Annotated in this window: 19 protein-coding genes; 14 read left to right on the top strand and 5 right to left on the bottom strand. The window is 65.7% G+C overall.

What is annotated here, in order from left to right; translation table 11 throughout:
- Positions 1–12: 12 nt before the first annotated feature.
- Positions 13–606 carry a GNAT family N-acetyltransferase gene (locus WI560_RS31325; RefSeq protein ID WP_375306249.1) on the top strand — a complete coding sequence of 198 codons (594 nt, stop codon included), beginning with the start codon at positions 13–15 and terminating at the stop codon, positions 604–606.
- Between the two features lie 78 nt (positions 607–684).
- Here WI560_RS31325 and WI560_RS31330 read toward each other — a convergent pair whose 3' ends face one another.
- Complete coding sequence (locus WI560_RS31330) at positions 685–1,599, bottom strand: DMT family transporter (protein ID WP_375306250.1); 915 nt, start codon at positions 1,597–1,599, stop codon at positions 685–687.
- Between the two features lie 263 nt (positions 1,600–1,862).
- On the opposite strand from WI560_RS31330, the gene WI560_RS31335 reads away from it, so the two are divergent.
- From WI560_RS31335 to WI560_RS31345, 3 genes are all read left to right on the top strand, one after another.
- Positions 1,863–2,345 carry a MaoC family dehydratase gene (locus WI560_RS31335; protein WP_375306251.1) on the top strand — a complete coding sequence of 161 codons (483 nt, stop codon included), beginning with the start codon at positions 1,863–1,865 and terminating at the stop codon, positions 2,343–2,345.
- Between the two features lie 84 nt (positions 2,346–2,429).
- Positions 2,430–3,470 carry a GTPase ObgE gene (gene obgE, locus WI560_RS31340; RefSeq protein ID WP_375306252.1) on the top strand — a complete coding sequence of 347 codons (1,041 nt, stop codon included), beginning with the start codon at positions 2,430–2,432 and terminating at the stop codon, positions 3,468–3,470.
- Positions 3,471–3,689: 219 nt separating this feature from the next.
- A complete protein-coding gene (locus tag WI560_RS31345) occupies positions 3,690–5,324 on the top strand; it encodes an alkaline phosphatase family protein (RefSeq protein ID WP_375306253.1) in 1,635 nt (544 codons plus the stop codon).
- A 139-nt stretch (positions 5,325–5,463) separates the two neighbouring features.
- Here WI560_RS31345 and WI560_RS31350 read toward each other — a convergent pair whose 3' ends face one another.
- The gene (locus tag WI560_RS31350; protein ID WP_375306254.1) at positions 5,464–5,679 is read right to left on the bottom strand and encodes a hypothetical protein; all 216 of its coding nucleotides are present in this window, start codon (positions 5,677–5,679) and stop codon (positions 5,464–5,466) included.
- Between the two features lie 144 nt (positions 5,680–5,823).
- Here WI560_RS31350 and proB point away from each other — a divergent pair, with 144 nt between their 5' ends.
- From proB to WI560_RS31400, 10 genes are all read left to right on the top strand, one after another.
- Positions 5,824–6,945 (top strand): glutamate 5-kinase, encoded by a 1,122-nt coding sequence (gene proB, locus WI560_RS31355; RefSeq protein ID WP_257178854.1) that lies wholly within the window; start codon positions 5,824–5,826, stop codon positions 6,943–6,945.
- Between the two features lie 204 nt (positions 6,946–7,149).
- Positions 7,150–8,445, top strand: coding sequence for a glutamate-5-semialdehyde dehydrogenase (locus WI560_RS31360; protein WP_375306255.1), 1,296 nt, complete (start codon positions 7,150–7,152; stop codon positions 8,443–8,445).
- Positions 8,446–8,464: 19 nt separating this feature from the next.
- On the top strand, positions 8,465–9,109 hold the full coding sequence (locus WI560_RS31365) for a nicotinate-nucleotide adenylyltransferase (protein WP_375306256.1): 645 nt from the start codon (positions 8,465–8,467) through the stop codon (positions 9,107–9,109).
- A 238-nt stretch (positions 9,110–9,347) separates the two neighbouring features.
- On the top strand, positions 9,348–9,704 hold the full coding sequence (rsfS, locus tag WI560_RS31370; protein WP_028133251.1) for a ribosome silencing factor: 357 nt from the start codon (positions 9,348–9,350) through the stop codon (positions 9,702–9,704).
- 111 nt (positions 9,705–9,815) lie between these two features.
- Positions 9,816–10,298 (top strand): 23S rRNA (pseudouridine(1915)-N(3))-methyltransferase RlmH, encoded by a 483-nt coding sequence (gene rlmH, locus WI560_RS31375; protein WP_375306257.1) that lies wholly within the window; start codon positions 9,816–9,818, stop codon positions 10,296–10,298.
- Between the two features lie 32 nt (positions 10,299–10,330).
- Positions 10,331–11,677: a murein hydrolase activator EnvC family protein gene (locus WI560_RS31380; protein WP_375306258.1), complete on the top strand. Its 1,347-nt coding sequence runs from the start codon at positions 10,331–10,333 to the stop codon at positions 11,675–11,677.
- Positions 11,674–13,035 carry a S41 family peptidase gene (locus WI560_RS31385; RefSeq protein WP_257178859.1) on the top strand — a complete coding sequence of 454 codons (1,362 nt, stop codon included), beginning with the start codon at positions 11,674–11,676 and terminating at the stop codon, positions 13,033–13,035. Before WI560_RS31380 ends, WI560_RS31385 begins: the two co-directional genes overlap by 4 nt.
- Before the next feature lie 176 nt (positions 13,036–13,211).
- Positions 13,212–14,420, top strand: coding sequence for a divergent polysaccharide deacetylase family protein (locus WI560_RS31390; RefSeq protein WP_375306259.1), 1,209 nt, complete (start codon positions 13,212–13,214; stop codon positions 14,418–14,420).
- Between the two features lie 78 nt (positions 14,421–14,498).
- Complete coding sequence (locus WI560_RS31395) at positions 14,499–15,005, top strand: RNA pyrophosphohydrolase (RefSeq protein ID WP_375306260.1); 507 nt, start codon at positions 14,499–14,501, stop codon at positions 15,003–15,005.
- Positions 15,006–15,065: 60 nt separating this feature from the next.
- A complete protein-coding gene (locus WI560_RS31400) occupies positions 15,066–15,566 on the top strand; it encodes an RNA pyrophosphohydrolase (protein WP_375306261.1) in 501 nt (166 codons plus the stop codon).
- Positions 15,567–15,761: 195 nt separating this feature from the next.
- Here WI560_RS31400 and WI560_RS31405 read toward each other — a convergent pair whose 3' ends face one another.
- The 3 genes from WI560_RS31405 to WI560_RS31415 all read right to left on the bottom strand — a co-directional run bounded on the left by WI560_RS31405 (position 15,762) and on the right by WI560_RS31415 (position 18,645).
- Positions 15,762–16,169, bottom strand: a complete 408-nt coding sequence (locus tag WI560_RS31405; RefSeq protein ID WP_028133258.1) for a F0F1 ATP synthase subunit epsilon — start codon at positions 16,167–16,169, stop codon at positions 15,762–15,764.
- Between the two features lie 86 nt (positions 16,170–16,255).
- Positions 16,256–17,689: a F0F1 ATP synthase subunit beta gene (atpD, locus tag WI560_RS31410; protein ID WP_025032831.1), complete on the bottom strand. Its 1,434-nt coding sequence runs from the start codon at positions 17,687–17,689 to the stop codon at positions 16,256–16,258.
- Positions 17,690–17,772: 83 nt separating this feature from the next.
- Complete coding sequence (locus WI560_RS31415) at positions 17,773–18,645, bottom strand: F0F1 ATP synthase subunit gamma (RefSeq protein ID WP_375306262.1); 873 nt, start codon at positions 18,643–18,645, stop codon at positions 17,773–17,775.
- Positions 18,646–18,648: the final 3 nt, after the last annotated feature.

Consider the following 18,648-nt stretch of genomic DNA (forward strand, 5'->3'; position numbering starts at 1 on the left):
ACGGAGCCGGACATGTTGCAGGATTTCTCGAGCGTGACCTTGGCCGAGGCGAGACCCAGCGTCGTCGCCACCGAACGGCTGACCTTGCGGCGGCCGACGCTGGCCGACGTCAGGACCATCGCCCGGCTCGCCAACGACCGCCGCGTCGCGGAAAACACCCGCCGCCTGCCGCACCCCTATTCGCAGGACGACGCCGTCGAGTTCATCCGCGCCACCGCCGCGCTCGGAGCTGAGACCGTGTTCCTGATCGAGCACGATAACGGCCCGGTCGGCATGGTCGGCATCGACTGCTCCACATCAGGCAATGCCGAACTCGGCTATTGGCTCGGCGTCGAGCATTGGGGCCGCGGCTTTGCCACCGAGGCGGCGCGCGGCGCGATCGATTTCTTCTTCGAGGAGTTCGAGGACGAGCATCTCCATGCCGGCGCGCGCGTCACCAATCCGGCCTCGCGCAAGGTGCTGGAGAAGTGCGGCTTCCAATGGAGCGGCGTGCAGCTGCATCGATTCCTGGCGCTGGGCTCCTCGACGCCGGTCGATTGCTTCCGCCTGTCGCGCGGCGTGTGGGCCTCGCTGAAGAGCTGGAGCAGCGCAAGACGGGTGCGGTAGGCGCGCTGCAGCGTCATTCACAACTGTCATCCCGGGGCGCGGCAAAGCCGCGAGCCCGGGATGACGTTGTGAGTGTAGCTACGCTGGCGGATTCACTTCCTCACTCGGACGCCCCAGATCGCGCTCGCGCAGATAAATATAGAACCCGGCGCCGATGATGATCGCGGCGCCGACGAGGGTTGCGACCGACGGCACGTCGCCGAACACGACGAAGCCGAAGATCACGGCCCAGACGATCATCGAATATTGGTACGGCACCACGACGCTGGCCGGCGCCAGCTTGAGCGAGCGGTTGACGCAGAACAGCGCGGTGACCGAAACCAGACCGGCGGCTGCGAAGATGACGAGGCTGCCAGCGGTCGGCGGCACCCAGTTGAAGGCCGATAGCACCGCGCCCAGCGAGAACGTGCCGACGAATTGCGTGGACGCCATCACGATGTCGGGCGTCTTGCGCAGGCTGCGCGTGATCAGCATCAGCGTCGCGAAGGACAGGCTGCCGCCGAGCGCGATCAACGCCGGCAGGCTGACGGTCTGGGCCGATGGCCGCAGCGCGATCAGGACGCCGCAGAAGCCGATCAGGATCGCGGTCCAGCGCCGCCAGCCGACCTTCTCCCCTAAGAAGATCGCCGACATCGCGGTGACGAAGATCGGGCCGGCGAGATAATAGGTGATGACGTCGGCAAGCGGCAGGTAGACGGTCGCAAGAAAGAAGGCGGCGACCTCCAGCGTTGAGAGCACGACGCGGAACAGCTGCAGGCCCGGCCGCTCCAGATGGAGGAACAGGTGACGCTGCTTCCAGATCAGCGGCGACAGCAGCAGCAGCGCCGCACAGGCGCGCAGGAACAGCAGCTGGCCCACCGAATGAGTCCCGACCAGGAACTTGCCCATGGCATCGCCGAACGAGAACATGAAGATCGACAGCACCATGAGCGCAATGCCGGCCAGCCGCGCGGAGCGGTCGTCATAGGCGGAGAGGTTCTTGAAGAGGGGCATTGCTGTCGTGGGTGGGAGCCGTCATTGCGAGGAGCTCTTGCGACGAAGCAATCCAGTCTGCTTCCGCAGAGACAGACTGGATTGCTTCGCTTCGCTCGCAATGACGAGCGGAGAGAGCGCGGAAATCCGACGATTAGAGTCGCCTGCGGTCGTTTTAATGACGTGGCCGCGCCGGACAAGCCCGCATCCGCCGAATTGAACGGATTGTCGCACTCCTCGCATCGCGGTAGCGATAACGCCCCAGCGACCGAGAGAGCTCCGACATGACCGATTTCGATCCCACCCAGCATCGCATGATCCCGACGCAACGCTGGTTTGAGGATTTCGTCGTCGGCGAGCGCTTCGTGCTGCCGGGCCGCACCCAGACGCCGGCGATCTTCGCGGCGTTCCAGACCGCGAGCGGCGACACCCATCCCGTGCATTACGACGTGGAATATTGCCGCAGCCGCGGCATGCCGCATCTGCTCGCCCACGGCTTCCAGACCCTGATCCACACCGCCCCCGGCGCCGGCCTGTTTCCGTTCATGGTCGAGGACTCCCTGGTCGGCTTCCTCGAGCAGTCGAGCCGGTTTCTCAAGCCGGTGTTCGCGGACGACACGATCTATCCGGCGCTCGAGGTCACCGAGCTCTTGCCGGGCCGCACGACCGGCGCGGTGACGCTGCGCAGCACGGTGTTCAACCAGCGCAAGGAGCTGGTGCTGGAGGGGATGCAGAAATTCCTGATCCGGAAGCGGCCGGCTGGTTAAGCACGCCCCAAGTTCGCAGAAATTCGGCCGATTTGCGGGTCTATCCGGGTTGCCGCGGGAGACCTGCTGGCCTACCTATGGCCGATGAAATTCCTTGACGAAGCAAAGGTCTATATCCGCTCCGGCGACGGCGGGAACGGCTGCGTGGCGTTCCGCCGCGAGAAGTTCATCGAGTTCGGCGGCCCCTCCGGCGGCAATGGCGGCCGCGGCGGCAACGTCATCATCGAGGTCGCCGACGGCCTCAACACGCTGATCGACTACCGCTACCAGCAGCACTTCAAGGCCCAGAAAGGCGAGAACGGCTCAGGCTCGGACCGCCACGGCGCCAACGGCAAGAACATCGTGCTGAAGGTGCCTGTCGGCACCCAGATCTTCGACGAGGACCGCGAAACGCTGATCCACGATTTCACCAAGGTCGGCGAGAAGTTCGTGCTGGCCGAGGGCGGCAATGGCGGCTTCGGCAACGCGCATTTCAAGTCGTCGACCAACCGCGCGCCGCGCAACGCCAATCCCGGCCAGCCCGGGGAAGAGCGCTGGATCTGGCTGCGGCTGAAGCTGATCGCCGATGCTGGCCTCGTCGGCCTGCCCAATGCCGGCAAGTCGACCTTCCTGTCCAAGGTCAGCGCGGCGAAGCCGAAGATCGCCGATTATCCCTTCACCACGCTGCATCCGCAGCTCGGCGTCGTGAACGCCGACGGCCGCGAATTCGTGCTGGCCGACATTCCCGGCCTGATCGAGGGCGCGCATGAGGGCGCCGGTCTCGGCGACCGCTTCCTCGGCCATGTCGAGCGCTGCCGCGTGCTGCTGCACCTGGTCGACGCAACCTGCGAGCATGCCGGCAAGGCCTACAAGACGGTGCGCAAGGAGCTCGACGCCTATGGCGACCAGCTCTCCGACAAGATTGAGATCGTCGCGCTGAACAAGATCGACGCAGTCGAGCCGGACGAATTGAAGAAGCAGAAGGAGCGGCTGAAGCGCGCCGCCAAGAAGACTCCGCTGCTGCTGTCCGGCGTGACCGGCCAGGGCGTCAAGGAAGCCTTGCGCGCGCTGGCCGAGGTGATCGGCGAAGCCCCGGTGTCGGCCAAGGCCAAGAGCGCGGCGGAAGCGGAGCCGTGGTCCGCGTGATTGTTCACGCTTGGAGACCCTCGTGGTGAGGAGCGCGGAACGCGCGTCTCGAACCATGAAGGCCCGGTTCTCGCGCGCGGCCATCCTTCGAGACGCCCGCTTTAGGCGGGCTCCTCAGGATGAGGGTCGGTGGTTGTGACTCAATCAAGTGGGCACTAGCTTGTCTTCGCGCGTCCGATATCGCAGCATCACACAATCAAGAAAATGCAGGGATGACGCATGGCGCGCGCGAAGAACGTTCTCTGGATCATGTGCGACCAGCTTCGCTATGATTATCTCGGCTGCACCGGCCATCCCACGCTGAAGACGCCCAATATCGACGCCATGGCCAGGCGCGGCGTGCTGTTCAGCAAGGCCTATGTGCAATCGCCGATCTGCGGGCCCTCGCGGATGTCGTTCTACACCGGCCGCTACATGCGCTCGCACGGCTCGCACTGGAACGGCTGGCCGCTGCGCGTCGGCGAGCCCACGCTCGGCGATCACCTCAAGAAGATCGGCGTGCGCAACGTGCTGGTCGGCAAGACCCATATGGCGCCCGATCTCGAAGGCATGAAGGCGCTCGGCATCCCCCCGGAATCGATCATCGGCGTGCATGTCGCCGAATGCGGGTTCGAGCCCTATGAACGCGACGACGGCCTGCATCCGACGGGGCGGCCGCGGCCGAAATACGACGAATATCTGCGCCAGCAGGGCTTTGAAGCGACCAATCCCTGGGAGCATTGGGCCAATTCAGGCGCGGCCGACGATGGCTCCTTGCAGAACGGCTGGCTGCTGGTGCATGCGGACAAGGCCGCGCGTGTGCCGGAGGAGCATTCCGAGACGCCCTACATGACGCGCCGCGCGATGGACTTCATCACCGAGGCCGAGACCGACGGCAAGCCGTGGTGCCTGCATCTGTCCTACATCAAGCCGCACTGGCCCTATATCGCGCCGGAGCCCTATGCCAGCATGTATTCCACCGACGACATGATCCCGGTGATCCGCTCCGAGCGCGAGCGTCAGAACCCGCATCCGGTGTTCGGTGCCTATATGGACATGCGGTACTCCCGCAACATGGCGCGCGATGACGCGCGGGAAAAGGTGATCCCGACCTATATGGGCCTGATCACGCAGATCGACGACCAGATGGGCGTGCTGATGAAGTTTCTGGAAGAGCGCGATCTGCTGGACACCACCATGATCGTGTTCACGTCGGATCATGGCGACTATCTCGGCGATCACTGGATGGGCGAGAAGGATCTGTTTCACGAGCAGTCGGCGAAGATTCCGCTGATCATCATCGATCCCTCGAAGGCGGCCGACGCCACGCGCGGCACGCGCAGCGACGCGCTGGTCGAGGCCATCGACCTTGCTCCCACCTTCGTCGATTATTTCGACGGCAAGGTGCCGGGCCACATCCTCGAGGGACGCTCGCTGCTGCCGCTGTTGCGCGGCGAGAGCCCGCCGGACTGGCGCAAGGTGGCGTTCTCCGAATACGACTATGCGATGCAGGATGTCAGGCTGAAGCTGAACCAGCCGATCGAGCGCTGCCGCCTGTTCATGGTGTTCGACGGCCGCTGGAAATACATCCATGCCTCCGGCTTCCGCCCGATGCTGTACGACCTCGAGACCGATCCGGAAGAATATCTGGATCGCGGCGATGACCCCGATTGCGCCGGCATCATCGCGCGATTGCAGGCCGAGCTGTTCGACTGGGCGCTACATCCGAACGGCCACATCACCACCCCGCGCGAGAAGATCGCGGCCTACGCCGACAACCAGCTCCAGGTGAAGAACGGCGTCCTGATCGGCATCTGGGACGAGACAGAGCTCGCCGCGATCAAGGACGGGATCACGCAGCGCAGGAAACTATAAGACCCTCATGGTGAGGAGGCGCGAAGCGCCGTCTCGAACCATGCAGGCCCGGCTAGTGCAGCGGGCCTTTCATCCTTCGAGACGCGCGCAAGAGCGCGCTCCTCAGGATGAGGGGATAAAGTGGAGCGCGCTACGCTTCCTAATTCTCGATCTTGTAGCCCGTCGCCTTCACGATCGGCTGCCACAACGCGGTGTTGGCGGCGAGCTCCTTGGTCAATCCGTCCGGGGTCGAGCCGACCGGAATGAGCCCGATCGCGGTGAGCTTCTCCTTCACCTCGGGCTTGGCCAGCGCCGCGCTCGCGGCCGCGGCGAGCTTGCCGGCGAAGTCCGGCGGGCTGCCGGCGGGAAGCCACATGCCGGGACGGGCGACACAAGGCCGACATGCGCCGTTTACCATCCCGATTGCCTTGCGCCGGTCACCGTCCTGCTGCAAAAGCAGGGCTCATCGGCGCCGCCTGCCGCTTCGCCGTCATTCCATCCAGCGCCAGCACGCAGAGACATGGCCAGCCCCGAACTCAGTCAATTCCGCCGCATCGTCGTCAAGGTCGGCTCGGCGTTGCTGGTCGATTCCGACAAGGGCGAGGTGCGGGCGTCCTGGCTGGCCGCGCTCGCCGACGACATGGCCAAGCTGCACGAGGAAGGGCGCGACGTCCTCGTGGTCTCCTCCGGTTCGATCGCGCTGGGCCGCAGCCGGCTGAAATTGCCGCGCGGCCCGCTGAAGCTGGAAGAGAGCCAGGCCGCGGCCGCAGTCGGCCAGATCGCGTTGGCCCGGATCTGGTCCGAGGTGCTCGGGACCCACGGCATCGGCACCGGCCAGATCCTGGTGACGCCGCAGGACACCGAGGAGCGCCGCCGCTATCTCAACGCGCGCTCCACCATCGGCAAGCTGCTGGAATGGCGCGCCATCCCCGTGATCAACGAAAACGACACGGTGGCGACCAACGAGATCCGCTACGGCGACAACGACCGCCTCGCCGCGCGCGTCGCCACCATGGCGAGCGCCGACCTGCTCGTGCTGCTGTCCGACATCGACGGGCTCTACGACGCTCCGCCGAAGAACAACCCGAACGCCAAGCTCATTCCGGTGGTCGAGAGCATCTCCTCGGAGATCGAGGCGGTGGCCGGCGATGCCGAATCCGAGCTGTCGCGCGGCGGCATGCGCACCAAGGTCGAGGCGGCCAAGATCGCCACGACAGGCGGCACGCATATGCTGATCGCCTCCGGCAAGATCGAGCATCCGCTGCGGGCGATCGCCGATGGCGGCCGCTGCACCTGGTTCCTGACGCCCGCCAACCCCATCACCTCGCGCAAGCGCTGGATCGCGGGCACGCTCGAGCCGAAGGGCACGCTGACGATCGATGCCGGCGCGGTGACGGCGCTGCGCGCCGGCGCCAGCCTGCTGCCAGCCGGCGTGATCAAGGTCGAGGGCCAGTTCGCCCGCGGCGATGCCGTGATCGTGCGCGGCCCCGACAGCAGCGAGGTCGGCCGCGGCCTGATCGCCTACGACGCCGACGAGGCCGAGCGGATCAGGGGCCGCTCCTCCCCGGACGTGATGGCCATCCTCGGCATCAGCGGCCGCGCCGAGATGATCCACCGCGACGATCTGGTGGTGGGCGGGTAGCGCCCTTTGCGCCGTCATTCCGGGATGGTCCGAAGGACCAGACCTCAGGTGCGCAATTGCGCACCGGGGAATCTCGAGATTCCGGGCTCGGTGCTCACGCACCGCCCCGGAATGACGTCGGGAGACCTGCCATACCCTGCCCGCCCTTCGCAAAAGCGGGATTTCCGTGCTAGGACACCGCCTTAGCAGAAGGTTGAAACTCCAATGGCCGCCCCCCTCAAAGCTATCGATGGCAATGCCGATCTCCAGACGCTGATGTCCGATCTCGGGACCCGTGCCCGCGCGGCCGCGCGGGTGCTGGCGCTGGCGCCGCCGGAGCAGAAGAACCGGGCGCTGGAAGCCATGGAGCGGGCGATCCGCAGCCATGCGGCCGCCATTCTTGCCGCCAATGCCGAGGACGTCGCCGAGGCCCGCGCCTCCGGTAACGCCACCTCCGCCTTCATCGACCGCCTGACGCTGACCGAGGGGCGGATCGAGGGCATGGCCGAGGGTATCGCCATCGTGCGCGGCATCGCCGATCCCGTCGGCACCGTCACCGAAAGCTGGCAGCGGCCGAACGGCATGACCATCGAGCGCGTGCGCGTGCCGCTCGGCGTCGTCGGCGTGATCTTCGAGAGCCGGCCGAACGTTGCGGCGGACGCCGGCGTGCTGTGCCTGAAATCCGGCAATGCCGTGATCCTGCGCGGCGGCTCCGACAGTTTCCGCTCGTGCCGCGCCATCCATGAGTGCCTGGTGCAGGGCCTGCGCGAAGCCGGCCTGCCTGAAGCTGCGATCACGCTGGTGCCGACGCGCGACCGCGCCGCGGTCGGCATGATGCTGTCAGGATTAAACGGCGCCATCGACGTGATCGTGCCGCGCGGGGGCAAGAGCCTCGTCGCCCGCGTCGAGCAGGAAGCGCGCGTGCCTGTCTTCGCGCATCTCGAAGGCGTCAACCACGTCTATGTCGATGCCAGCGCCGATCTCGCCATGGCGAAGTCGATCGTGCTCAACGCGAAGATGCGCCGCACCGGCGTCTGCGGCGCGGCCGAGACGCTGCTGGTCGACCGCGCCGCCGCCGGCAAGAATCTCAAGCCGCTGGTCGAGATGCTGCTCGATGCCGGCTGCGAAGTGCGTGGCGACGACGCGGTTCAGAAAACGGACGCGCGCGTCAAACCCGCCAGCGACGACGATTGGGACACCGAATATCTCGATGCGATCATCGCGGCGAAGGTGGTGGACGGCGTCGACGGCGCGATCGCGCACATCCAGAATCACGGCTCGCACCACACCGATGCGATCGTGAGTGCCGACGAGGCTGCGGCGAACAAGTTCCTCAGCGAGGTCGATTCCGCAATCGTGCTGCACAACGCCTCGACGCAGTTCGCCGATGGCGGCGAGTTCGGCTTCGGCGCCGAGATCGGCATCGCCACCGGCCGCTTCCATGCCCGCGGCCCTGTCGGCGCCGAGCAATTGACGAGCTTCAAATATCGCGTCCACGGCACCGGGCAGACACGGCCGTAAACGTCGCGAGGCGCGGGCATTGACCAACAATTTCGTCTTGCCGCGTTTCCTGGCGCAAGCGGTCCCGCCCTATACGGAGGGCATGCGCATCGGCCTGCTCGGCGGCTCGTTCAATCCGCCGCATCAGGCGCATCGTGCCATCAGCCAGTTCGCGCTGAAGCGATTGCAACTCGATCGCGTCTGGTGGCTGGTGACCCCCGGCAATCCGCTGAAGGAGAACGGCACGCTGCATGAGCTCGGCGAGCGCATGCAGGCCGCGCGCGACGTCGCCGACGATCCCAGGATCGAGGTCAGCTGTCTCGAATCCGTCATTCGCACCCGTTATACTATCGACACGATCAACACCTTGCGCCGCCGCCTCTCGGGCCTGCGCTTTGTCTGGATCATGGGCGCCGACAACCTCGCTCAATTCCATCGTTGGCAGCACTGGCGGCGCATCGCCGACCAGGTGCCGATCGCGGTGGTCGATCGCCCGCCGCAGAGTTTTCGCGCCCTCGCCTCGCCCGCTGCCAGGGCGTTGGCGCGCTACCGCCTGCCCGAGAAGAAGGCCCCGCTCCTTGCGGATCAGCCGGCGCCGGCCTGGGTCTTCCTGACCGGAATGAAGCTGAACCTGTCCTCGACAGGCCTGCGGAACCCGGACGGGAGCTGGAAAGGTACGAAGTGAGTCAGACCGTGGGGGAACGTGTGGGCTTCGGGCCTCTCTGGCATATTGAAACCCTTAACCCCACATGATGTAGTGTAACCGGTGGACGCCGGATTCGGCGTTCGCGATACAGTGAAAGGAATGGTCCCTGACCGCATCTGTATTGTCCAAGTCTACTTCCCCGAAGTCAGCTTCGACGAAGCCTGTTTTACCCAAGGTTGCCAAGCCGGCGCGTAAAACATCGACCAAAGCTGCGGCCTTGGAGGCGCAACCCGACGCCGACAAGACGCTGAGCCTGATCCTCTCCCGCCTCGAGGACATGAAGGCGGAAGAGACGGTCACCATCGACCTTCGCGGCAAATCGGCGTACTCCGACTACATGATCGTCACCACCGGCCGGGCCAACCGGCACGTCGGCGCGATCGCGGAAAACGTCACCAAGAGCCTGAAGGAAAACGGCATCAAGAACATCCATGTCGAGGGCTTGCCCAATTGCGACTGGGTGCTGATCGATTCCGGCGACGTGATCGTGCACGTGTTCAGACCCGAGGTCCGCGAGTTCTACAATCTCGAGCGATTGTACACCCAGGGCCCAGGGGCGGCGAAGGCGATCTAGGCTCCAAGGCGATCTAGGCTCGCTGGCCGATTTCGAATCGGCTGACGCGCATGCTAGCGTCGTGCGCGCGCATCATGCGCGCGGTGTTGAAAACGCGACCCTGAAAAGATCATGCGTGTTGCCGTCATTGCGGTGGGCCGGCTGAAGCAGGGGCCCGAACGGGAGCTTGCCGACCGCTATTTCGAGCGGTTCAGCGAAGCCGGCGGCAAGCTCGGATTCCGCGGGCTCAGCGTCCACGAAGTCGCCGAAAGCCGCGCGCGGGACACGGCGACGCGGATGGCCGAGGAGGCCGCGGCGATCTCGGCCCATGTCCCGGAAAAATCCGTCCTGGTGGCGCTGGACGAGCGCGGGCAGAATCTCGATTCCACCGTATTCGCACGGCATCTGGCGCGCTGGCGGGACGAAGGCGCCGGACATACTATCTTCATGATCGGAGGGGCGGACGGACTTTCGCCCGAATTGCGCCGTAAGGCCAAGCTCGCGATCGCGTTCGGCTCTGCGACCTGGCCGCACCAAATGGTCCGCGTCATGCTTCTGGAACAGCTTTACCGTGCCGCCACCATTCTGGCCGGCCATCCCTATCACCGCGCGTGATGCGCGCCACAACGAGCATCTTTGCCTAAGCGATGCGAGCGCCTGTCCTCAACCTGCTGCTGATCGCGAGCGTCCTGCAAACAGGCGTTCCGGGCGCAAGCCTCGCGCAGGCTCAGACGGCGCCGCCGCAGACCGCCGCGGTCTCGCCCGATGCCATCAAGCAGCGCGAGCAGGAGCTGGAAGCCGCCCGCGCCAGGCAGAAGAGCGCGGAAGAGGCACAGGCCAAGCTCAAGGCCGAGATCACCTCGCTGGGGAAGGACCGCACCCAGCTCAATCAGCAGCTGATCGACACCGCCGCCAATGTGCGCACGGTCGAGACCAAGATCGACGACACCGAAGCGCGGCTGCGAAGCCTGAACGGCCGCGAGCAGGAGATGCGCGCGTCGCTGGATTCGCGCCGCGGCGACATCGTCGAGGTGCTGGCGGCGCTGCAGCGGGCCGGGCGGCGGACGCCGCCGGCGCTGCTGGTGCGGCCCGAAGACGCGCTGCAATCCTTGCGCACCGCGATGCTGCTCGGCGCCGTGGTGCCGGAATTGCGCGGCCGCGCCGAAAAGATCGCAAGCGAGCTCGGCGAGCTCGTGGCCTTGCGCAAGACCATCGCCTCCGAGCGCGACCAGCTCGCCGCCGACCGCGACCGGGTCCGCAGCGACCAGACCCGGCTCACCGCCTTGGTCGAGGAGCGGCAGCGCCAGCAGGCGGCGCGCGAAAAGGATCTCGACGCCGAGAACGCGCGCGCGATCATGCTGTCGAAGCAGGTCGGCGACCTCCAGGGCCTGATCACCAAGATGGAGCAGGACCTGCAAAGCGCCGCCAAGGCCGCCGAGAAAGCAGCCGAGGCCGCAAGGCAGGCCGAGGCCAAGGAAGCCAAGCTGGCGGCCGCCAGCGCCAAGTCGGGCCCTGGCGCATTCAAGGACCGATCCCGGACCACCCCCGCCATCGCGTTCGCCTCGGCCAAGGGTCTGCTGCCGCTTCCGGTTAACGGTAACAAGATCAGGGATTTCGGCGGTTCCGACGGGGTCGGCGGGGTTCAGAAGGGCATTTCGCTGGCAACCAAGCCCGGCTCCCAGGTCACAACGCCGTGTGACGGCTGGGTGGTCTATTCCGGCCCGTTCCGCAGCTATGGACAACTCTTGATCCTCAACGCCGGGGGCGGGTATCATGTCCTGATCGCCGGGATGGAGCGTATTTCGGTCAACATCGGACAGTTCGTGCTCACGGGAGAGCCGGTCGCGACCATGGGGTCGACATCTCAAGTCGCCTCCATTCTCGCGACGAACGCGAGTCAACCTGTGCTGTATGTCGAGTTCCGTAAGGACGGCACTCCAATCGATCCAGGCCCATGGTGGGCCGCAAATGAAGGCGAGAAGGTTCGCGGATGATGCGCAAGACTTCAGTAATCCTCCTCAGCGCCGCCACCGGTGCAGCGCTGACGCTGTTCGTGACCCAGCCGCGCGCGGTCTTCATGGGCTCCAGCGCGCGAGCCGCCACCGCGGACACCTATCGCCAGCTCAACCTGTTCGGCGACGTGTTCGAGCGCGTGCGCTCCGACTATGTCGAGAAGCCCGACGACACCAAGCTGATCGAATCGGCCATCAGCGGCATGCTCACCGGCCTCGATCCGCATTCCAGCTACATGGACGCCAAGAGCTTCCGCGACATGCAGGTGCAGACGCGCGGTGAGTTCGGCGGCCTCGGCATCGAGGTCACGATGGAAGACGGCCTCATCAAGGTGGTCTCGCCGATCGACGACACGCCGGCCTCGCGCGCCGGCGTCATGGCCAACGACATCATCACCAATCTCGACGACGAGGCGGTGCAGGGCCTGACCCTGAACCAGGCGGTCGAGAAGATGCGCGGCCCGGTCAACACCAAGATCAAGCTCAAGATCATCCGCAAGGGCCAGGACAATCCGATCGACGTCACCCTGGTGCGCGACAACATCCGCGTCCGCTCGGTGCGCGCCCGCGTGGAGCAGGACGACATCGGCTATATCCGCATCACCACCTTCAACGAGCAGACCACCGAAGGGCTGAAGCGCGAGATCGGCAACCTTTCGAATCAGATCGGCGGCGACAAGCTCAAGGGCTTCATCATCGACCTGCGCAACAATCCGGGCGGCCTGCTCGAGGAAGCGGTCACCGTCTCCGACTCCTTCCTGGAGAAGGGCGAGATCGTCTCGACCCGCGGCCGCAATGCCGAGGAGACTCAGCGCCGCACCGCGCATTCGGGCGACCTCACCAAGGGCAAGCCGGTCATCGTGCTGGTCAATGGCGGCTCGGCCTCGGCGTCGGAGATTGTCGCCGGCGCGCTGCAGGACCACAAGCGCGCGACCATCGTCGGCACGCGCTCGTTCGGCAAGGGCTCGGTGCAGACCATCATCCCGCTCGGAAGCGGCAACGGCGCGCTGCGCCTGACCACGGCGCGCTATTACACGCCGTCGGGCAAGTCGATCCAAGCCAAGGGCATCGTGCCCGACATCGAGGTGCTGCAGGACGTGCCGGACGAGCTGAAGGCGCGCACCGACACCAAGGGCGAGGCTTCGCTGCGCGGCCATCTCAAGAACGACGGCGACGAGAAGACCGGCTCGCAATCCTACGTCCCGCCGGACGCCAAGGACGACAAGGCGCTCAAGCTCGCCGGCGACCTGCTCCACGGCATCAAGAACAGCGCCTCGGCCGCGCCCGCGCCCGGCGGCGATACCAAGGCCACGACCGACAAGCCCAAGGCGGCGAACTAGCGAACTAGGTCGGCGAACTAGGTCGACGAACCAGCTCGCGTATCACGCGATCCCTGAAGGGCGGCTCCATGAGCCGCCCTTTTTGCTTGGGAACTCCTGGCATCCCCGGCCTCTCCCGGCCTGCCGCCGCTTGACCTCGGCGTGGTATCGTCATTCGCAGTGATTCGGGATCGCGCATGACTGAAACGGCCGATGATCTGAGCGCTCCGCTCGGACAGGACAAGCCGCGCCGGAAACGCCGGCTGCGGCTGCCGTTCACGGCCACGCAGCTGCTTGCCGTGCTGCTCGGCCTGTTCCTTGTCACCTTTGCCGGCTTCGCCCTCTTCAACAAGGATCCGCTCGGCGGCGAGCCGATGACGCGGATCGCGATCAAGCCGGCGGACAAGGCAGCGGACGACAAGCCCGCCGCCGCTCAGGACAGCAAGCACGAGACCAAGGAGGCGCCGAAGCAGGCCTCTCCCGGCGAGCAGAAGACCGTCACCATGATCGACGGCTCCACCGGCGCCCGCCACGACGTGGTCATCGGCGGCGGCGATAGCGCCGACAAGGGCGATGCCGCAGCGTCGGCCCCGCCGCCCGTGATGGCCGGGATCAATCCGAAACTACTGGAGAAATCGCGCTACGGCATGATCCCGGTGGTGGCCGACGGGCTGAAGCCGTTCAACGTCTATGCCGCGGATGCCGACCGCGCCAAGGCCGCCAAGATGCCGGTGGTCGCCATCGTGATCGGCGGCCTCGGCGTCGGCGCCGCCAAGACCACCGACGCCATCATGAAGCTGCCGGGGGCGGTGACGCTGGCCTTCACGCCCTATGGCGCCGATCCCGGCAAGCTCGCCGAGCGGGCCCGTGCGCAGCGCCACGAGATCTTCCTGCAGATCCCGATGGAGCCCTACGATTTTCCCGACAACGACCCGGGACCGCAGACGCTGCTGACCTCGCTCAGCGCCGACCAGAACATGGACCGCCTGTACTGGCATCTGAGCCGGATGCAGGGCTATGCCGGCATCGCCAATTTCATGGGCGCCCGCTTCATCGCGACCGAGCCGGCGATGCAGCCGATCGTCCGCGAGGCGGCCAAGCGCGGCCTCGGCTTCTTCGACGACGGCTCCTCGCCCCGCAGCATCGCAGGCCAGACGGCAGCGAGCCAGGCCATGCCGTTCGGCAGGGGCGACATCGCGATCGACGTGGTGCCGACGGCGACCGAGATCGACCGCGCCCTGAACAAACTCGAATCGACGGCGCGCGAGCGCGGCATCGCCGTCGGCACGGCCTCCGCTTTGCCCGTCTCGATCGACCGCATCGCCGCGTGGACCAAGACATTGGCCGACCGGGGCATTCTCCTGGTGCCATTGACAACCGCGATGCTGAAATCAAAATCCAGCTAAATCAACGGATTGGTACGGCGCTTGTCCTGACGGGGGACCGGTTCAGCCGTACCGGCAGCATGTGAGAGGTCTGGCGGAATGGCGCGTTACGAGGATCTGCCCTACCGGACCTGTGTCGGTGTGATGCTGCTCAACAAGGAAGGCCGCGTGTTCATCGGCCGCCGCGCCGGCGGCATCGAGCATGTCGACGACACCCATGTCTGGCAGATGCCGCAAGGCGGCGTCGATCCCGGCGAGGACACCTGGGAGGCCGCCAAGCGCGAGCTGTACGAGGAGACCAGCGTGCGCTCGGTCGAGCGGCTCGGCGAGGTCCCGGAATGGCTCACTTACGACATTCCGCGCACGGTCGCCGGACGCGCCTGGAAAGGCCGCTACCGCGGCCAGCGCCAGAAATGGTACGCGGTGCGCTTCACCGGCAAGGACAGCGAGATCAACGTCGAAAAGCCCGGCGGCGGCGGCCACAAGGCCGAGTTCATCAGCTGGCGCTGGGAGCCGATGAAGAATTTGACCGGACTGATCATTCCGTTCAAGCGCCCGGTCTATGAACGCGTGGTGCAGGAATTTTCCGCGCTGGCGGACCAATAAATCGGATTCGCCCCGCCTTCGGTGCTAATGCATCGCCGGGACGACGATGAGAGATTGCGCGTGACGACTGAAAAGCCCTACCGCCCCAATGTGGGGATCGCGCTGTTCAATGCCGATGGCCGCGTGCTGGTCGGCCACCGTTTCAAGGGCGACGGACCCGAGATCATTTTGCCGGGGCTCGACTGGCAGATGCCGCAAGGCGGCGTCGACGAGGGCGAGAACTTGCGCGACGCGGCGATGCGCGAGCTCTGGGAGGAGACCAGCGTCGTCAGCGCGGACTATCTCGGCGAGACCGATTGGTTGACCTACGAATTCCCGCCCTACGACGGCCCACAGACGCATCGCCTGGCGAAATTCCGCGGCCAGCGCCAAAAGTGGTTCGCGCTGCGCTTCACCGGCACGGATGACGAGATCGACCCGCTGACGCCGCGCAACGGCCAGCCCGCCGAGTTCGACGCCTGGCGCTGGGAGCGCCTCGACCGCGTTGTCGACATCGTGGTGCCGTTCCGGCGCGAGGTCTATCGCGCGGTGGCTGGGCAGTTTGCGCCCTTCGCAAACTGAAAACCGCGAAAACAACCCCATGCACAGTAGAATGGGATTGAAATTGTTGGAGGATTTCGACCGGCCATTTGCGGCTGCGCGTGTGAGAGACCCTCATCTCTCGGTCAACAAAGTTTCAGCGCCCGCCACGGTCGGTGACGAGCGCTGAACCTGTTCAGGAATTCAGACTTGAGCCCCGAAGCGGCGCTCCGGGGCTTAGTGCATAGCCGTCGCGTTGAGCTGATGCTGGATGCTCTTGAAGTGGTCGAGCCGCTCGATGGCGTGATCGAGCTCGCCGCCTTCGTGCTCCTTCAGGCTCTCTTCCATCTCCGCGATCGTCTCGGCGAACTGGGCACGATCGAGCTCGGCCAGCGACGTCGCGACGTCGGCGAGCACGGTCAGGCCCTTTTCGGAGACCTCGGCGATGCCGCCGAGCACGATGATCTTCTCGTGCTTGCCGCCGGTGGTGATGGTGAGAATGCCGGGGCGGATCGCCGCCACGACCGGCGCATGCCCTGCCAGCACGCCGAAGTCACCCTCGACGCCGGGGATGTCGACCTGGTCGACCTCGCCCGAGAAGGCGAGCTTTTCCGGAGAGACGAGATCGAAATGGAAGGTGGCCATGGGAAACCTGCGAATAGCGAGTGGCGAATAGCGAGTGGCGGTCGGGAGCAGCGCGTCTTTCGCTACTCCCCATTCGCCATTCGCCCTTAGGCGGCTTCCGCCGCCAGCTTCTTGCCCTTCTCGACGGCTTCTTCGATGGTGCCGACCATGTAGAAGGCGGCTTCCGGCAGGTGGTCGTACTTGCCTTCCACGAGGCCCTTGAAGCCCTTGATGGTGTCGGCGAGGTCGACGAACTTGCCGGGCGAGCCCGTGAAGATTTCGGCGACGTGGAACGGCTGCGACATGAAGCGCTCGACCTTGCGGGCGCGGGCCACGGTCAGCTTGTCCTCTTCCGAAAGCTCGTCCATGCCGAGAATGGCGATGATGTCCTGCAGCGCCTTGTAGCGCTGCAGCACCTGCTGGACCTGGCGGGCCACCGCGTAATGCTCCTCGCCGACGACCAGCGGGGAGAGCATGCGCGAGGTCGAGTCGAGCGGGTCCACCGCCGGGTAGATGCCCTTTTCGGCGATCGAGCGCGACAGCGTCGTGGTCGCGTCAAGATGCGCGAACGAGGTCGCCGGCGCCGGGTCGGTCAAGTCGTCGGCCGGAACGTAGATGGCCTGCACCGAGGTGATCGAGCCCTTCTGCGTGGTGGTGATGCGCTCCTGCAGCGCGCCCATGTCGGTGGCGAGCGTCGGCTGATAACCCACCGCCGAAGGAATACGGCCGAGCAGCGCCGACACTTCCGAGCCGGCCTGGGTGAAGCGGAAGATGTTGTCGACGAAGAACAGCACGTCCTGGCCCTTGTCGCGGAAGTCTTCCGCAATGGTCAGACCCGTGAGCGCGACGCGGGCGCGGGCGCCGGGCGGCTCGTTCATCTGGCCGAACACCAGCGCGCACTTCGACTTCACGCTCGGATCGGGATTCTTCGGATCGGCGTTGACCTTGGATTCGATGAACTCGTGATAGAGGTCGTTGCCTTCGCGGGTGCGCTCGCCGACGCCGGCGAACACGGAGTAGCCCCCGTGCGCCTTGGCGACGTTGTTGATCAGCTCCTGAATCAGCACGGTCTTGCCGACGCCGGCGCCGCCGAACAGGCCGATCTTGCCGCCCTTGGCGTAGGGAGCCAGGAGATCGACGACCTTGATGCCGGTGACGAGAATTTCGGCTTCGGTGGACTGGTCGGTGTAGGTCGGCGCTTCCTGGTGGATGGCGCGCAGGCCTTCGGTCTTGACCGGACCGGCTTCGTCGATCGGCTCGCCGATGACGTTGATGATGCGGCCGAGCGTGCCTTCGCCGACGGGAACGCGGATCGGAGCGCCGGTGTCGGTCACTTCCTGGCCGCGGACCAGACCCTCGGTGGTGTCCATCGCGATGGTGCGGACGGTGGACTCGCCGAGATGCTGGGCGACTTCGAGCACCAGGCGGTTGCCGCCGTTCTTGGTCTCGAGCGAATTGAGAATGGCCGGGAGGTGGCCTTCGAACTGCACGTCGACGACGGCGCCGATGACCTGGGTGACGCGACCGACCTGGGCTGCCATTGAATGTCTCCTTCGATCCGAACTTCTAAACCGCGGTCAGCGTGACCGGGATGTTGCGTGTAATGGGTGCTGAAGCGTCCTGGTCAGACGGCCTCGGCGCCCGAGATGATTTCGATCAGTTCCTTGGTGATCTGCGCCTGACGCGTGCGGTTGTAGACCAGCGTCTGCTTGCGGATCATCTCACCGGCGTTGCGCGTCGCGTTGTCCATCGCGCTCATCTGCGCGCCGTAGAACGAGGCGTTGTTCTCGAGCAGCGCGCGGAAGATCTGGACCGCGAGATTGCGCGGCAACAGGCGGGTGAGGATCTCGTCCTCTTCCGGCTCGTATTCGTAGGACGTCGTGTTGGCGGCACCGCCCTCCTCGACCACCAGCGGAATGATCTGCTGGGCGGTCGGGATCTGCGCGATCACCGAGCGGAAGCGCGAATAGAACAGCGTGCAGACGTCGAACTCACCGTTGTCGAAACGCGCCAGCACCTTCCTGGCGATCTCCTCGGCATTGACGAAGCCGAGCTGGCGGACGCTGCGCAGGTCCATGTGCTCGACGATCTGCTTGTCGAACTGGCGGCGCAACTGCTCGTAGCCCTTGCGTCCCACGCAGAAGAACTTCACGTCCTTGCCCTGCGCCATCAGCGCCAAGGCGCGCTCGCGGGCGAGACGCACGATCGAGGAGTTGAAGGCGCCGGACAGGCCGCGCTCGCCGGTGCAGACCAGCAGCAGGTGGACCTGGTCCTTGCCGGTGCCGGCCAGCAGCACCGGTGCGCCGGGCGAGCTCGCCGCGGCGCTGGCGATGTTGGAGATCACCGCGCTCATCTTGTCGGCATAGGGACGCGCCGCTTCCGCGGCGGTCTGCGCCCGGCGCAGCTTGGAGGCTGCGACCATCTGCATGGCCTTGGTGATCTTCTGCGTCGCCTTGGTGGAGGCGATGCGGACGCGCATGTCTTTAAGTGACGCCATTCT

Origin of the sequence: Bradyrhizobium sp. A11 (assembly GCF_042077125.1) — a bacterium.
Classification (GTDB): domain Bacteria; phylum Pseudomonadota; class Alphaproteobacteria; order Rhizobiales; family Xanthobacteraceae; genus Bradyrhizobium; species Bradyrhizobium japonicum_B.

Bases quoted from the DNA above. Each gene is read 5' to 3' on its own strand.
- WI560_RS31325 (WP_375306249.1), top strand. From the start codon at position 13: ATGTTGCAGGATTTCTCGAGCGTGACCTTGGCCGAGGCGAGACCCAGC.
- WI560_RS31330 (WP_375306250.1), bottom strand. From the start codon at position 1,599: ATGCCCCTCTTCAAGAACCTCTCCGCCTATGACGACCGCTCCGCGCGG.
- WI560_RS31335 (WP_375306251.1), top strand. From the start codon at position 1,863: ATGACCGATTTCGATCCCACCCAGCATCGCATGATCCCGACGCAACGC.
- obgE (WP_375306252.1), top strand. From the start codon at position 2,430: ATGAAATTCCTTGACGAAGCAAAGGTCTATATCCGCTCCGGCGACGGC.
- WI560_RS31345 (WP_375306253.1), top strand. From the start codon at position 3,690: ATGGCGCGCGCGAAGAACGTTCTCTGGATCATGTGCGACCAGCTTCGC.
- WI560_RS31350 (WP_375306254.1), bottom strand. From the start codon at position 5,679: ATGTGGCTTCCCGCCGGCAGCCCGCCGGACTTCGCCGGCAAGCTCGCC.
- proB (WP_257178854.1), top strand. From the start codon at position 5,824: ATGGCCAGCCCCGAACTCAGTCAATTCCGCCGCATCGTCGTCAAGGTC.
- WI560_RS31360 (WP_375306255.1), top strand. From the start codon at position 7,150: ATGGCCGCCCCCCTCAAAGCTATCGATGGCAATGCCGATCTCCAGACG.
- rlmH (WP_375306257.1), top strand. From the start codon at position 9,816: ATGCGTGTTGCCGTCATTGCGGTGGGCCGGCTGAAGCAGGGGCCCGAA.
- WI560_RS31380 (WP_375306258.1), top strand. From the start codon at position 10,331: ATGCGAGCGCCTGTCCTCAACCTGCTGCTGATCGCGAGCGTCCTGCAA.
- WI560_RS31385 (WP_257178859.1), top strand. From the start codon at position 11,674: ATGATGCGCAAGACTTCAGTAATCCTCCTCAGCGCCGCCACCGGTGCA.
- WI560_RS31390 (WP_375306259.1), top strand. From the start codon at position 13,212: ATGACTGAAACGGCCGATGATCTGAGCGCTCCGCTCGGACAGGACAAG.
- WI560_RS31395 (WP_375306260.1), top strand. From the start codon at position 14,499: ATGGCGCGTTACGAGGATCTGCCCTACCGGACCTGTGTCGGTGTGATG.
- WI560_RS31405 (WP_028133258.1), bottom strand. From the start codon at position 16,169: ATGGCCACCTTCCATTTCGATCTCGTCTCTCCGGAAAAGCTCGCCTTC.
- atpD (WP_025032831.1), bottom strand. From the start codon at position 17,689: ATGGCAGCCCAGGTCGGTCGCGTCACCCAGGTCATCGGCGCCGTCGTC.
- WI560_RS31415 (WP_375306262.1), bottom strand. From the start codon at position 18,645: ATGGCGTCACTTAAAGACATGCGCGTCCGCATCGCCTCCACCAAGGCG.